The organism is Flectobacillus longus, assembly GCF_030056705.1.
Lineage (GTDB): Bacteria > Bacteroidota > Bacteroidia > Cytophagales > Spirosomataceae > Flectobacillus > Flectobacillus longus.
In genome coordinates, this window is the sequence record NZ_JASHIC010000031.1 from 1 (window position 1) to 14,585 (window position 14,585).

Sequence of the window (14,585 nt, forward strand, 5' to 3'; positions counted from 1 at the left end):
AAAAGCCATACTGTAATCTCGTTGACTACGCTTCTGTTTCGCTTTTGAACTTGTTTCCATTTAATAAGTCGGTTGGATGACAACCTATTTCAGGACTAGACAACTGCATAAAAAAAGCCGACTCTGTTATGAGTCGGCTTTTTTATTTAGCGCATGTTTAAATTTTATAAGTTATTAAAATACTAAATTTTATATTTATTTTAATGAAATCCTACTGTTTGAGCCGAAGGCGAGGTGGGTCGCCACTCCGATTAGGATTTCTTGACTTTCTTTTGCGGCCGCCGCTGCGGTTACTTTTCTTGTGTTAGACGGGCACGCCCAGTGAAGAAAAGTAAGGTGAGGCGAAGGGATATTTTGTTTATATCACTAATGTCAAATAACATTTTAAAATATTCTCCAAATAAACATAATCTTACTTCATCTTCACAATAGTAACACCTGCACCGCCTCGGTCAGCGTGTTCGTCTACCATTTTATCGACTTGTTTGTATCCTCTCAAATGTTGACGAATCAGTGTTCTTAAAATACCATCCCCTTTTCCGTGTACAATTCTAATCTCGTCATATCCTACCATAATGGCGTCGTTCATAAAGCGGTCTACGTCTACCAAAGCCTCCTCTCCTCTTTTCCCTCTTAAATCAAGGTTGAATGAAAAGTTTTGCATTTTTTCATTCATATCAATTCCCACAAGCTTGGCTTTAGGAGATGCTTTTTGACGAAACTCTTTTCTTGAAATTTTCTCCAAACGATTAAGTTTTACTGTAGTTTTTAAATCGCCAATAGCTACTTCAATATCTTTTCCACGGACGCCCAATACTTCACCAATAGCTTCCTGTCCTTGGATACGTACCAATGAACCTATCACAATATCGCCTCCAATTACTTCAATCACATCTTTTTCCTCTTCTTCTTTCTTTGGAGCAGGCTTATTTTTATTTTCTGGTACTTTTTCGATTACTAAAGATTCTTGAAAATCTTGCAAATCTTGGCGCAATTCTTTCGTAGCTGACTTATCAGCCTCTTGTTCACGAATCTCTTTAATCGTTGCTTCAATTTTTTGATTAGCAGTTTTTACCAACTCTTTTGCTTGTAATTTTGCGCTATTCAGAATAGTCTTTTTCTCTGAATCTAATAAGTTTTTCAGTGAGTTATACTGATCAAGTAACTGATCGAGATGACGTTGTTTTTGGGCATTTTCAACATTTTTATCAGCAAATACCTTCTTCTCGATTTCTAATTCTTTCACCAATTTTTCAAAACTCACCTGCTGTTTACCCATCTTGTTTTTGGCACGATCGATTACATTTTTGGGTAAACCAATTTTGTAAGCAATCTCAACGGCAAAAGAACTCCCTGGTTTTCCGATTTCGAGCTCATAAAGTGGCTCTAAATGTTCTGCATCGTAACGCATTGCACCATTGACAAGTCCTTTGGTACGGTCAGCAAAAGTTTTCAAGTTGGTATAGTGCGTGTTTATCACACCATACGCTCCCGAACGATTCAAGTCCTCAAGGATACTCTCAGCAATAGCCCCACCCAAGGCTGGCTCTGTACCTGTACCAAATTCGTCAATCAAAAACAAAGTCTTGCGATCAGACTGTACCAAGAAATGTTTCATGTTCGTCAAGTGCGAACTATAGGTACTTAGGTCGTTCTCTAAGCTTTGTTCATCACCGATATCAATGAAGATATTTCTAAACAAACCAATAGTCGAGTACTCAGCCATAGGCACCAATAAACCGCATTGGTACATATACTGAATCAAACCAACAGTTTTGAGTGTGACCGACTTACCACCTGCGTTAGGTCCTGAAATCAACAAAATACGATTGTCTAACTCCAAGGTAATTGACAAAGGAACAACGCTTTTACCCATCTTCTTGAACGAAGCATAAAGCAATGGGTGACGTGCATTTTTCCAGTCTACCAATTGAGTATTCACACTTAAAGGCGCAATAGCTCCCAGCTCAATAGCATAACAAGCTTTGGCACGAACAAAATCAATGATTCCAAGGAAAGTATAAGCACGCTTCAATACGGGTACATGCGGACGCAAACGTGTGGTCAAATCCATCAAAATTCGGATAATTTCACGTCGCTCAGCAGATTCTAACTCACGAATTTCGTTATTGGCTTCTAATACTTCTGTCGGTTCTAGGAATACAGTTTTACCAGTATCCGATTCATCATGAATAAACCCTTTGATTTTGCGTTTGTGCTCAGCCGCCAACGGAATCACCATACGACCGTTACGCAAAGTCAATGAAAAGTCATCTGTTACCCAGCCATTACTACGAGCATTGCGAAGAATACTATCCAGTTTTTTTCGTAAATCATTTTCTTGCGAAACTAACTGACGACGAATCGATTGTAATTCAGCGCTAGCGTTATCTTTCAAACGACCACGGTCATCAATTACTTTGTCTAAAGCATCCAAGATGCCCCTTATTTCTAATTTGGCATCTTTACTAGGCTTTACTTCTTCTTGACTCTTGTCGGCACGAGGTTGAAAAGCCATGCCCAATAATTCACGTAGTTGTGGATATTGTTCAGGTTCTTTATTGTCAAAAAAACGGAGGCATTCTTGAATTGTACGAAGCGAAAGTTTTACATCAAAAAACTCAGCTTCGGAAAGAAAAGCGCCTTCAATTGCGGCTTTGGTCAATTGGTGATTGACATCAAGGTAGTTTTGAGAAGGAAATGCCTGTGGTTCATATTGCATAATCTCACGCATTTCGTCTACCTGACGAATCATTTTTTGGACTAAATCATAGTTATCCGAAAAACGAACTTTCTCAACAAATGCCTTGCCGAGTGGACTAATACATAATTCACTGAGTCGTTCTCTAATTCGGTCAAATCCTAATTTTTGTTCTATATTTTGAGGGTATAACATCATAAAAAAATAACAAATTACGTAAGACATTTGTTCGTAGTCTTACTACAGATCATCAAAAAGGTATCTCTAAGTATCTATTTTAACAAAATGTTATCCCCAAATCGATTTTTTAGAAACCCAAAGCCCTTATTTTACAAATTTCTACTCTTTTTTTTCGAAATCAAAACCTTAAGAAATAATGAAGTTGCTAAGCATGAAATGAGTCAATAAAAAATATAAAAAGCCCACAGCTTTTGTCTGTGGGCTAAGAAAATACGAAACTTAAACTTTCTATTGACAATCTTTCCATTTACGTTCTACAAAGTCCTGTTTTTTTTCGTCATAAACAAAACAGTGTTGCTCAAGTTTTACCATTTTGTTATTTGCCACTTTGTACAAAGTCGAGGTATATTGTGAGCCTGCACAACATTGGTTTACTTCGGTAATTCTTTTGGTTTTCGCATCAAATGTCAGTGAAATACCTTCAAACCCACTGTCTTTGTATTGTCCGTTTCCGTCAACCAAAAAGTATTTTGAAGAGGTATTTGCACCAGCATAAGATGATTCAAACAACGATATATCAGCTTGACCATCAAAATTAAAATCGCCCGTTTCTACGCTATTAAAGCCCATTGGTTGACAATCTACCGCAATGGTTTGAAGCAACTTATCCGTTTTTTTTTCATAAACTTTCAAAGCTTTTACACGTGCTTGATAATCGTCTTTGGCTTTGTTTAGCACTATTTTAAAATATTGATTACCAGAAGTTGCTTTTTGTAAAAGCTCACGATTACTCCAAGCTACACCTTCTGTTTCATCAATGTCGTATTTCTTTGTTAATACTATTTTAAAACTTTTTGTACCAGCAGGATTCGTCCAAGTTCCTGACAATTGAGTAGCCTGAGCTGAAAACTTATCAATTACCATTTTACCCGTAACTTTTTCCTTGGCATCCTTTTCGAGAATAGAAAGCATTTTATTCTTGATAGAACCAGAAATATCTATTGGCTCATCATTGCTGGTATAAACATAAATGCCTTGGATTTCATCGTCAGAATAAATATTCAAAATCAGCTCAATAGGATATTTGTCAATCATACCTGTATAGACAGACTGAGCATAAGTTGAGCTACACCAAAGTGTACATAATAGTAGTATTAGTTTTTTCATAATAAATGGATTGTCATAGAGTTTATTCTAAAAATCAGTCCACACCAGCCGTAAATCCGCCAGCAATGGTTAGCCCTTGTGTTCCTTTCGCGATTTTTGAAAGATATAAGGTACTGTTGATATCGTTGTAATAAGTAGCGGCATCTAACACTAAATCCAATATACCATCGCCATCAATATCTCCTGCAAACTGAACGGTAGGGATTTTAGAATCAAAACGTGATTGACGAAGCAAGACATTACTGTAATTTTTACCCTCTTTTGTAAATGAAATAGATAGCGTATAATCAGTCACCAAAATCTGGTTAGGGTCGTCTTTGGAAATTTCCTTTTTACCTATAGCAAATAGTTTGTATTTCACCCCCAAATACTCAAATTCGATGGCATCATTGGGATATAACTCTGTTTTAGACAAAGTCAACGGCGCAATGACATGGTCTTTCAGATAAGACTGCGATTCAATCAATAACAAACAAGTATCTTTTTGAGCAATATTGATTTGAATACCTGTTTTAGCTTCAGGTTTTTCGTCAATCATGTCATCATGAACCATTTCCAAAGCAACGCTAGTCGTTTTTAGTTCAAAGCCCTTTTCAGTTTGAAAAATACCAACCCAAGATTTTTTATCTGAGTCTAAAGGTACTTGTCCTTCATGAAATGTGCCAGGCATTTGTACCTTGATTTGGTAATCAGTTTCCTTGGGAAACATATTCGTAGAATCAACCTTTACTTGTGCTAACGTGGAGTTTGTTGAGGTTTGTTGTTCTTGTGATTTTTGCTTGCAAGAGGCCATAGCAAGCAGGCCTAGCAAGGCGCTAGTCTTCAAAAGTGTGTGCATTTTGGTTCGAGTTTAAATAAGGTATCTAATATAGCAAAAACAGTAGACACTTTCGATTGCGGATTTCAGATTTTTGATTGCGGAGTTTGAGGGGGTAATTTTCAGAATCAATGACAGAAACAAACTTGTCATCTCTACAGATTAACTATTCTAATCTAGAACTGTATGAAGGATTATCAAAACTGTTTATTTCGGATGTTGGATTTCGGAAATGATAACTTCTATATTTTGTACAAATAAAGGCATTTTACTTTATTTCCGAAATCAGAAATCCCAAACCTGAAATGGTTGGAAATCCTTCGTACACTATTAATTCTAATCACTAAATTATTCACTCAATAAAAAAATCCCCCAAGGCAAGCCAAGGAGGATTTTTTTTATAGTGTTTGATATTTCTTATTGATTCAAGAAATCACCTGAAGTAATTTGCGCCAAACCATCCAAAGGACGATTGTACAAATATCCATAAGTTGCATAGTTTGTACCATCTACCTCAACTTGGATATCCTTACGCAAGAATACAGATTCTGATTCGTTTTCTGGATAAAATTCTTCGTATTCATCCAAAATTTTCACCAAACGAAGCGGGTTTGTTAATTTGTATAACTCACCAACAACTTTATCAGATGCGTCATCAGAAGGAACAATACCCGGATACTCTCCGATGTTGAACATTTTTCCTTGGTAATTAGCCAAACCGATAAACTCAGAATTACGAGCAATCAATTTATGTAATTCGTTACCGTATCCTTTACGCAAAGTTCCGTAAACAAATAAGAATTCTTCTTTGTCTGGCTCAGGAAGTTTTGCTTCTTCTACCGACAATACTAAATCTTCTTGTTCAACTACGGTACCTTCATTGAGCACAATACGAGAAACTACACCTTCGAACGGAGACGATACAATCGATTCCATCTTCATGGCTTCAATTACGTACAATGGCGCGTTTTTCTTCACTTCATCGCCTGGTTTTACCAAGATACGACTCAAACGACCTTGCAATGGCGCACCAATATCACCTTTGGCAGAAGCTTTTGCGTGTTGAGGGCGTTCAATTTTGATATTTCTATCTAAAATCTTGATACGACGAGCCTGACCGTTCAATTCGAAAGTAACAGTACGCAAACCTGATTCGTCTGGTTCTGAAGCGTACAAATATTTCACAATGATGGTTTTACCTTCGTCGATGGTGATTAGAATTTCTTCATCTTGCTTCAAACCATAGAAGAACGCCGTAGTAGGAAGCGCAGATACATCGCCGTAGTTTTGTTGAGCTTTGTAATAGTCTTCATATACTTTCGGATACATCTTGTAAGAAAGATAATCCAAGAAACCTTCTTGATTTTCAGGGAATTTAGCTTGGAAATCAGCAAAATCCTTATCAAAATCAATTGGTGTAATATTATCGTTTGGACGACCTGTAATGGCAAGATCTCCTTTCAAGATAATTTCCTGTAATTGTTTAGGGAAACCACCATAAGGCTGACCAAGACCACCTTTGAAGAAGTCTTTTACAGATTCAGGGAAAGAAAGTGTTGCACCACGAGCATATACATCTTCTGCAGTCAAGCTATTTGCAGTCATGAAGATAGCCATATCTCCTACTACTTTTGAAGAAGGCGTTACTTTTACAATGTCACCAAACAATTTGTTTGCCTCCACATAATTGCGCTTCATCAACTCAAATTTATCACCCACTCCCAAGGCAATCGCCTGACCACGCAAGTTAGTGTACTGACCACCAGGGATTTCATTGTCATAAACTTCAGCAGTACCTGCTTTCAATTCAGATTCGAATGGATAATAGATTTGACGAATATCTTCCCAATAGTTAGAATATTGGTTCAATAAGCCTAAGTTCAATGGACAATCACGCTCGTTGCCTTGCATCATTGCCACCACTGAGTTGAAGTTTGGTTGAGCAGTCAAACCAGACATGGCACCTAATGAACAGTCAACAACATCGACACCTGCTTCAATCGCTTTCAAGTAGGTAGCTGCTTGAATCGACGCTGTGTCGTGTGTGTGTAAGTGAACAGGAATAGCAAGAGCCTTTTTCAACTCTGTAACCAAAGTTTGTGCTTGGTATGGTCTTAACAAACCAGCCATATCTTTGATACAAAGCATGTGAGCACCTTCGTCTTCCAACTGGCGAGCCATATCTAAGTAATACTGAAGTGTATATTTTTCGTTGTTGAAAATATCACCTGTATAACAAATAGAAGCTTCAGCAATGGAGTTAGTTCGCTCACGAACGGCACGAATCGAAACTTTCATAGCTTCTACCCAGTTCAATGAGTCGAAGATACGGAATACATCGATACCGTTTTCGGCAGATTTTTCTACAAATTTCTCAATCAAGTTGTCAGGATATGCTGAGTAACCAATGGCATTGGAGCCACGGAACAACATTTGCAACAACATATTTGGCATAGCCTCACGGAAAGCCTGTAAACGCATCCAAGGCGATTCGTTCAAGAAACGCATCGATACGTCGAAGGTTGCACCACCCCACACTTCCATTGAGAATAGTTCTGGGAAGCTTTTGGCAAAACCCTCTGCCACAGCCAACATATCACGGGTACGAACACGAGTAGCCAAAAGCGACTGGTGACCATCACGGAAAGTTGTATCTGTGTAAAGGATTTGTTTTTGGTCTTTTACCCATTGTGCAAACTTATCAGCGCCCATCGAATCCAAACGCTGCTTGTTACCTATTGGATATTCAGCATATTTATCAAATGCAGGAACTACTGGCGTACGGAAAGTACGTTCGTTTTTCACTTTTACATCTGGGTTGCCATTTACAACCACCTCGCCTAAATAGCGAAGAGCTTTTGTAGAACGGTCACGAGTAGGAGTAAAGTTGAAAAGTTCTGGATGTGAGTCAATAAACTGTACCACGCATTTTCCTTGTTGGAAAATAGGGTGTTGAATTACATTACGTAAGAAAGGAATGTTGGTTTTTACCCCACGAATACGGAATTCAGTAAGAGCACGCAACAAACGTTCAGAAGCACCTTTCAAAGTACGACCTTTAGCCGAAACTTTTACGAGCATTGAATCGAAGTAAGGAGAAATTTTAACCCCAGGATACGACGAACCCTCATCCAAACGAATGCCAAAACCAGCAGCATTACGATATGCAATGATAGTACCAAAGTCAGGTTTGAAGCCATTGGCAGGGTCTTCTGTAGTAATACGACACTGAATAGCATAACCTCTCAATGGAATATCCTCTTGGCGAAGGATATAAATATTCGGGTCAGAAAGGCGGTAGTTTTGAGCAATCAAAATTTGGGTACGCACAATGTCGATACCTGTTACCTCTTCTGTAATAGTATGTTCTACCTGAACGCGTGGGTTTACTTCGATAAAGTAGATATTCTCGTCTTTATCTACCAAGAACTCAACCGTACCAGCGTTGTAATAATTTACGGCTTTACCAATCGATAAGGCGTATTTGTACAACTTTTGTTTGGTTTCATCTTTCAAACCCACAGAAGGTGCTACTTCTACTACCTTTTGGAAACGACGTTGTACCGAACAATCGCGCTCATAAAGGTGTACTAAGTTGCCATGTTGGTCACCCAACAACTGCACCTCAATATGTTTTGGTTGGTCGATGAACTTCTCAATAAAGATAGTATCATCACCAAACGCATTTTTAGCTTCGTTTTTCGCTTCAGCGAAAGCTTTTTCTAAAGCTTCCTCTTCACGTACTACACGCATACCACGACCACCACCACCGGCCGCAGCTTTTACCATTACAGGAAAACCAATACGACGAGCCTCTCTAAGTGCAATATCATACGATACTAGCTCCTCTTTCGAGTCTTCAATCATTGGTACTTCAGCCTTACGAGCAGCATCTTTGGCAGCTACCTTATCGCCCAAAGCATTCATTGCTTCTGGAGAAGGACCAACAAATTTGATTCCTTCTTCACGACAACGACGAGCCAATGTTACGTTTTCAGAAAGAAATCCATAACCTGGATGAATAGCGTCTATTTCTTTCTCCTTACATAACTTTATTAACCCCTCGATATCGAGATATGGTTTTAAAGGTTCGTCGTCCTTACCAATTTGATAAGCCTCATCCGCTTTGTATCTGTGAAGCGAATAACGATCTTCAAATGTGTAAACGGCAACCGTTCGGATACCTAACTCAGAGGCAGCACGCATAATACGGATAGCAATCTCACCACGGTTGGCGACAAGTAAGCTATTAATCGTTTGAACGTATGGTTGTGGCATTTTTTGAGTTTGTCAGTTTGGAGTTTAAAACAGTCAGGAATAAAAATAGATAAAAGGTACTCTTTGAAATACGAAATTTTCGCAATCGTGATTTCTTCTATCATTTACAAGATTAACAGAATAAAGAATTATTAATTCATACAAAAATCAAAAATAAATTGTGTATTTACCCAAACTTTCACAAGAAAATTTGGTCTATATTAGAAAGATGCAATTTTGTTTGGGTTAGATACAACTGATTGATTGTTATGCTAACTATTTCCATAACAAATCACCAATTTTTATCTTAAAAATAGTTAAATCGACAGGTCTACCTAAGTACTTCTCTCTATTTGTCTGCAACCTTTGGTTAAAATCTTGCATCTTAGGGTTAAAATCTAAAAATCTCTTTGAACCCACTATGAACTCAACATCCTCCTCTTCCAATCGAATTACCTTAGTAGATGGCTTACGTGGCATTGCTCTTTTAGGCATCGTAATTGCTCATGCTTTAGGTTGGTTTATTGCTGGCTTTATTCCAGAGTCAGTATGGCAATCCTATCAAAATTCTTTACCCACTACCATTGTTAATTATTTTGATGGCATTTTTATTTCAGGGAAATTTTATACCTTTTTTTCTCTATTATTCGGCTTAAGTTTTTCTCTACAATTTACCAATAGAAAGGCAGATGATACGCACTTCGAATTAAGATTTCTCTGGCGACTCGCGTTGCTTTTTGTCATAGGCTTTATTCATCATATCCATTGGCGTGGCGACATATTGGGTATCTATGCTTTTTTAGGGATATTTCTATTACTGGCAAATTTGCTTTCAAATCGAGTGGTACTGATTTTAGCTATTTTAATGAGCCTCAATACGCCTATTTTAGTCATTCGTACTGTCGAATACTGGCACCCTTCGCCAAAAGTTTCTGAAGTCGTAGCCAAAAAAGAGCAAGAAAAATCAAATAAAGAACAGCTAAAAAACTTCCAAACGCTCAAGGCTGGTAGTTATACCCAAATTATTCAACAAAACTTTAAGGATTTTGCTTTCAAAGCCGATTTTCAGTGGAACTCTGGACGCATCTTTGTCACCTTTGGTTTTTTCCTTTTAGGATTGCTGGTGGGGCGTCTTCGTTTATTTGATCATTTTCAAGAATACAAAAAACAATTTAAGAAGGCAGTCTGGGTTTGTTTTATACTCAATATTGTCATTGTTACTTTTTTCATTACCCTTCAAGCCACTATTCCTTGGGACAAATTACCCTCTTGGTTCGGTATCTTTTCTGAATTTTTATTTTCGATTCATTCTGCCACCATGACTCTAATGTATGTAGCTGGTTTCAGTTTATTACTGTCAAAAAGCTCATGGGAAGGTATCTTAAAACAACTTTCTTATGTAGGCAGAATGGCATTGACGAATTATTTACTCCAAAGTTTCGTAGGAATACTTCTTTTTTATGGTCTCGGATTGGGCTTGGCGGGGGACTTTAATCCTGCTTGGTGTTTACTAGGAGCTGTGGGAGTCTTTTTATTACAAATCATACTAAGTAAATGGTGGCTGAATCGGTATTATTATGGCCCAATAGAATGGCTTTGGCGTTCGGCAACGTACGGAAAGTGGCAAAAAATGCAACGTCAAAAAATCACAATAGGGTAATCTGTCAGCGAATGGGTTTTTATTTACCTATCTTTTAAGTAAACTTGCAGGAATTTATCGAATAGCGTATCCAAGGATACAATATGTTTTCGGCAAAACCGAATCAAGAATCTCAAAAGAATATGGAACATCAAAAACCTGTTATAGGTATTACCTTAGGTGACTACAATGGCGTAGGTCCAGAAGTAATACTAAAAGCCCTAGCCAGTAACCGCATCCTCAAAATCTGTACACCCGTAATCTATGGTTCGCAGCGTGTACTGAGTTATTACCGTAAAGTATTGGATTTGAAAGATTGGACTTTGCATAGCATCCCTGCAATTCAACAAATCAATTACAAAGTAACCAATGTGATTACTTGTTGGGATGACAAACAAACTGATGTTGAACCTGGCAAAGTAACTCCAGAAGCTGGCACTGCTGCTTTGGCGTGCTTACAAAAAGCCACTCAGGACTTGAAAGACGGTCACATTCAGGCTATCGTTACGGCGCCTATCAACAAGTACAATATCCAGTCAGAGGAATTTAAGTTTCCGGGACATACTGAGTTTTTTACCAGTGCTTTCGAAGCAAAAGACTCTTTAATGTTTTTGGTTTCTGAGCAAATTCGTGTTGGAGTAGTGACAGGACATATTCCATTGGGGCGTGTTCGTTCGCAAGTTACACCTGAACGTATCTCTCAAAAATTAACCATGATGCTCGAATCATTGACCAATGATTTCGGGATTCAAAAACCTAAAGTTGCTGTACTAGGACTCAATCCTCATGCTGGCGAAGATGGTCTATTGGGTAGCGAAGAAAAAGACGTTATCATTCCAGCTTTGGAGCAATTCAAGCAAAATGGGCATTTGGTATTTGGTCCATTCCCTGCCGATGGTTTCTTCGGCAATATGCAACATCGTCATTTCGATGCTATTTTGGCCATGTACCACGACCAAGGCTTGATTCCATTCAAATATATTGCTTTTGAAAATGGCGTAAACTTCACGGCAGGCTTACCAGTAGTTCGTACTTCGCCCGACCACGGAACGGCTTATGGTATTGCTGGCAAAAATACAGCAAGCGAAAGTTCAATGCTTCAAGCGATTTATACAGCTATTGATGTTGTAAAAAACCGCAAAGAATCCGCTGTAGAAATAGAAGAAAAGTAAAACTTTTTCTTACTTTTGAAACAAAATTTAAAATACCCATGAACGTTAAGTTGATGGGTATTTAATTATGAAGAGGTTTAGACCTCAAACTATCTATCCAGTTATTACCAATAATCATTTAACTTAATCAATTTAGAGCAATGTTGAACGAACAAACATCTCGTCGTGACTTCCTCAGAACTAGTCTTTTGACAACTGCTGGCGCAGCACTTCTTTCGAACGATTTATTCGCAAATATTAAAAAAGGTGAAAAAAGCCACATTGGTGTCCAATTGTGGTCGGTACGTGAAGATGTTTCTAAAGACCCTAAAGCCGCTTTAGCTAAAATTGCTAAAATGGGTTATAAAAACGTAGAAGGTTTCGGATATTCAAATGGTAAATTCTTTGGCTTGTCGGCAGACGAATATTTAAAAACCATGAATGACAATGGCCTAAAAATGCCATCTGCTCATAACATGATTACGTCAAAAGATGTCGTAAACGGTCAGCTTTCAGACAGCTACAAGCGTATGTTGGAAGATGCAGCCAAAGTTGGTCAGAAATACACTATTGTACCTTATATGCTCGACGACGACCGTAATCAAGGTAAATTGATGGCTGATATCTTCAACAAAGCAGCAGAATATGCTAAAACATTGAACTTGAAATTTGGCTATCACAACCACGATTTCGAATTCAAATCGCAAAATGGTGAAATGCTTTATACTACTTTATTAGACAATACAGAAAAACATATCGTATTCGAAATGGACTTGTATTGGGCAGTAGTGGCAGGTCAAAAACCAGCAGATTGGTTCAACAAATACAAAGGACGTTTCACACACGTACACGTAAAAGACCACGATCCAGTGAAAAACGTAAGTGTTGAAGTAGGTGAAGGAGATATTAATTTCCAAGAAATTTTCAATAAAAAAGACGTAGCAGGTATCAAATACTTTATCGTTGAGCTTGAAGCATACAAGCGCACGCCAATGGAAGGTATCGAAATTAGTTTGAACAATTTGAAAAAATTGAAATTCTAATTCCGTTTTTCTTAAAGGGTAATCATTTTAAATTGAGTGAATAGTAGTTGAGTGAATGAGTGATTATTTTTTTCAATCAACGTCTCAATAATAGATGGTATAATATCTTGTATTCAAAGATGTGTCATTTACAATTTTAGCATCCTCAAAAGCGGTCGAGAAAATTTCGACCGCTTTTTTGATTTTTTGAAGATGCTTGGTTGAGCTTAACATGTATTTAGTATTAAAGTAGTTCTTGACAAAGGCTTCCGTTTAGACGAAAATGTTTAAACAGCTTCATTATCAAAGAAAATATTTTGTATGACTTTCAAAGCTAATTGTAGGCAAGGAGATTGGTTCTATTTTCTTTATTATTATCCCAAAGCTCGTAATGACTTGCGCTTTTATTCAGCCCTTACCTAAATGCCCAAAGCCGATACCCAAAAGCCCCTTGCCCCCAACATATACCTATTTACCTACAAATATTTCATTCAGAATGAAACCCACCGTAACTTTGATTCGTTTTATACTAAACTTAATTACAGTACATTTTAAGTTCTTTCTTTCTGACAGGACAAAGTAGATTAGATGAAAAAAAATATTTTGATTGCCGACGAAATGCACCTTAGCATTCATACAATGCTAACAGAAATCGGGATGACTTATGATTATTTCCCCGAAATTTCTCGTGCAGAGTTGTTGGAAAAACTCAAAGACTACGATGGTTTGATTATTCGTAGCAAAACGAAGGTAGACATCGAAATGCTCGATACCGCACCTGAGTTAAAGTTTATTGCTAGAGCAGGCGCTGGTCTCGATCTTATTGATATTGCAGAAGCCGAGCGCAGAGGTATTATTATTTTTGCAGCCAATGAAGGTAATCGTGATGCCGTAGGTGAACATGTAATTGGAATGCTCTTGTGCCTTTTCAATCATATCAATACAGCTGATATAGAGGTTCGTCATAAAATCTGGAAGCGAGAAGCTAATCGTGGCATCGAACTCATGGGTATGACTGTTGGATTGATTGGATATGGAAATATGGGCAGTTCGGTAGCAAAAAGATTATCAGGATTTGGCGTAAAAGTATTGGCTTATGACAAATACAAAAACAATTTTAGTGACCAATATGCCCAAGAAGCCACTTTGCAGGAATTGTTTGAGCAGGTAGATGTCTTGAGTCTTCATGTGCCATTGACTGATGAAACTAAAATGATGGTGAATACAGATTTTATCAATTCATTTAAAAAACCATTTTTCTTAGTAAATACTGCTCGTGGTGAAGTTGCCTCCATTGGTAGTATTGTAAATGCTTTGGATACAGGTCAACTTCGTGGAGCTTGTTTGGATGTATTAGAAAATGAGAAAATGACACAACTAAGCCCAGAACAAGAAAGTCATTATGAATCTCTTTTTCAGAAAAAAAATGTGATACTAACACCGCATATTGGAGGATGGACTCACGAAAGCTATGTAAAAATCAATGAGGTATTGATTGAAAAAATCAAAGAAGTCCATTCCCTAAACTAGTATCTCAATAGGATTGAAACATGTGTCATCTCTAATTTTGGAATAATTTGAAATAGAGACCTCTTGTCTGACTTATTGGGATTCACAAGATGAACCATTGTACTGTTGTATGCAAAAAGGC

Annotated in this window: 8 protein-coding genes; 4 read left to right on the forward strand and 4 right to left on the reverse strand. The window is 37.7% G+C overall.

Annotation, left to right across the window (positions count from 1 at the left end; genetic code table 11):
* Positions 1-412: 412 nt before the first annotated feature.
* The 4 genes from QM491_RS20915 to QM491_RS20930 form a co-directional block, all read right to left on the reverse strand.
* Positions 413-2,896 carry an endonuclease MutS2 gene (locus tag QM491_RS20915; protein WP_283329542.1) on the reverse strand — a complete coding sequence of 828 codons (2,484 nt, stop codon included), beginning with the start codon at positions 2,894-2,896 and terminating at the stop codon, positions 413-415.
* 273 nt (positions 2,897-3,169) lie between these two features.
* Positions 3,170-4,048 (reverse strand): XAC2610-related protein, encoded by an 879-nt coding sequence (locus QM491_RS20920; RefSeq protein ID WP_283329477.1) that lies wholly within the window; start codon positions 4,046-4,048, stop codon positions 3,170-3,172.
* A 34-nt stretch (positions 4,049-4,082) separates the two neighbouring features.
* Complete coding sequence (locus QM491_RS20925) at positions 4,083-4,886, reverse strand: hypothetical protein (RefSeq protein WP_283329478.1); 804 nt, start codon at positions 4,884-4,886, stop codon at positions 4,083-4,085.
* A 396-nt stretch (positions 4,887-5,282) separates the two neighbouring features.
* On the reverse strand, positions 5,283-9,143 hold the full coding sequence (locus QM491_RS20930) for a pyruvate carboxylase (protein ID WP_283329479.1): 3,861 nt from the start codon (positions 9,141-9,143) through the stop codon (positions 5,283-5,285).
* A gap of 400 nt (positions 9,144-9,543) precedes the next feature.
* Here QM491_RS20930 and QM491_RS20935 point away from each other — a divergent pair, with 400 nt between their 5' ends.
* The 4 genes from QM491_RS20935 (at position 9,544) to QM491_RS20950 (ending at position 14,464) form a co-directional block, all read left to right on the forward strand.
* The gene (locus QM491_RS20935) at positions 9,544-10,782 is read left to right on the forward strand and encodes a DUF418 domain-containing protein (protein ID WP_283329480.1); all 1,239 of its coding nucleotides are present in this window, start codon (positions 9,544-9,546) and stop codon (positions 10,780-10,782) included.
* Positions 10,783-10,865: 83 nt separating this feature from the next.
* A complete protein-coding gene (gene pdxA / locus QM491_RS20940) occupies positions 10,866-11,933 on the forward strand; it encodes a 4-hydroxythreonine-4-phosphate dehydrogenase PdxA (protein ID WP_283329481.1) in 1,068 nt (355 codons plus the stop codon).
* A 140-nt stretch (positions 11,934-12,073) separates the two neighbouring features.
* Complete coding sequence (locus QM491_RS20945) at positions 12,074-12,955, forward strand: TIM barrel protein (RefSeq protein WP_283329482.1); 882 nt, start codon at positions 12,074-12,076, stop codon at positions 12,953-12,955.
* A 567-nt stretch (positions 12,956-13,522) separates the two neighbouring features.
* On the forward strand, positions 13,523-14,464 hold the full coding sequence (locus tag QM491_RS20950; RefSeq protein WP_283329483.1) for an NAD(P)-dependent oxidoreductase: 942 nt from the start codon (positions 13,523-13,525) through the stop codon (positions 14,462-14,464).
* The last annotated feature ends 121 nt before the right edge of the window (positions 14,465-14,585 follow it).

Coding starts and splice junctions, on each gene's coding strand:
- QM491_RS20915 (WP_283329542.1), bottom strand. CDS start 2,896: ATGTTATACCCTCAAAATATAGAACAAAAATTAGGATTTGACCGAATT.
- QM491_RS20920 (WP_283329477.1), bottom strand. CDS start 4,048: ATGAAAAAACTAATACTACTATTATGTACACTTTGGTGTAGCTCAACT.
- QM491_RS20935 (WP_283329480.1), top strand. CDS start 9,544: ATGAACTCAACATCCTCCTCTTCCAATCGAATTACCTTAGTAGATGGC.
- QM491_RS20950 (WP_283329483.1), top strand. CDS start 13,523: ATGAAAAAAAATATTTTGATTGCCGACGAAATGCACCTTAGCATTCAT.
- pdxA (WP_283329481.1), top strand. CDS start 10,866: ATGTTTTCGGCAAAACCGAATCAAGAATCTCAAAAGAATATGGAACAT.
- QM491_RS20925 (WP_283329478.1), bottom strand. CDS start 4,886: ATGCACACACTTTTGAAGACTAGCGCCTTGCTAGGCCTGCTTGCTATG.
- QM491_RS20945 (WP_283329482.1), top strand. CDS start 12,074: ATGTTGAACGAACAAACATCTCGTCGTGACTTCCTCAGAACTAGTCTT.
- QM491_RS20930 (WP_283329479.1), bottom strand. CDS start 9,143: ATGCCACAACCATACGTTCAAACGATTAATAGCTTACTTGTCGCCAAC.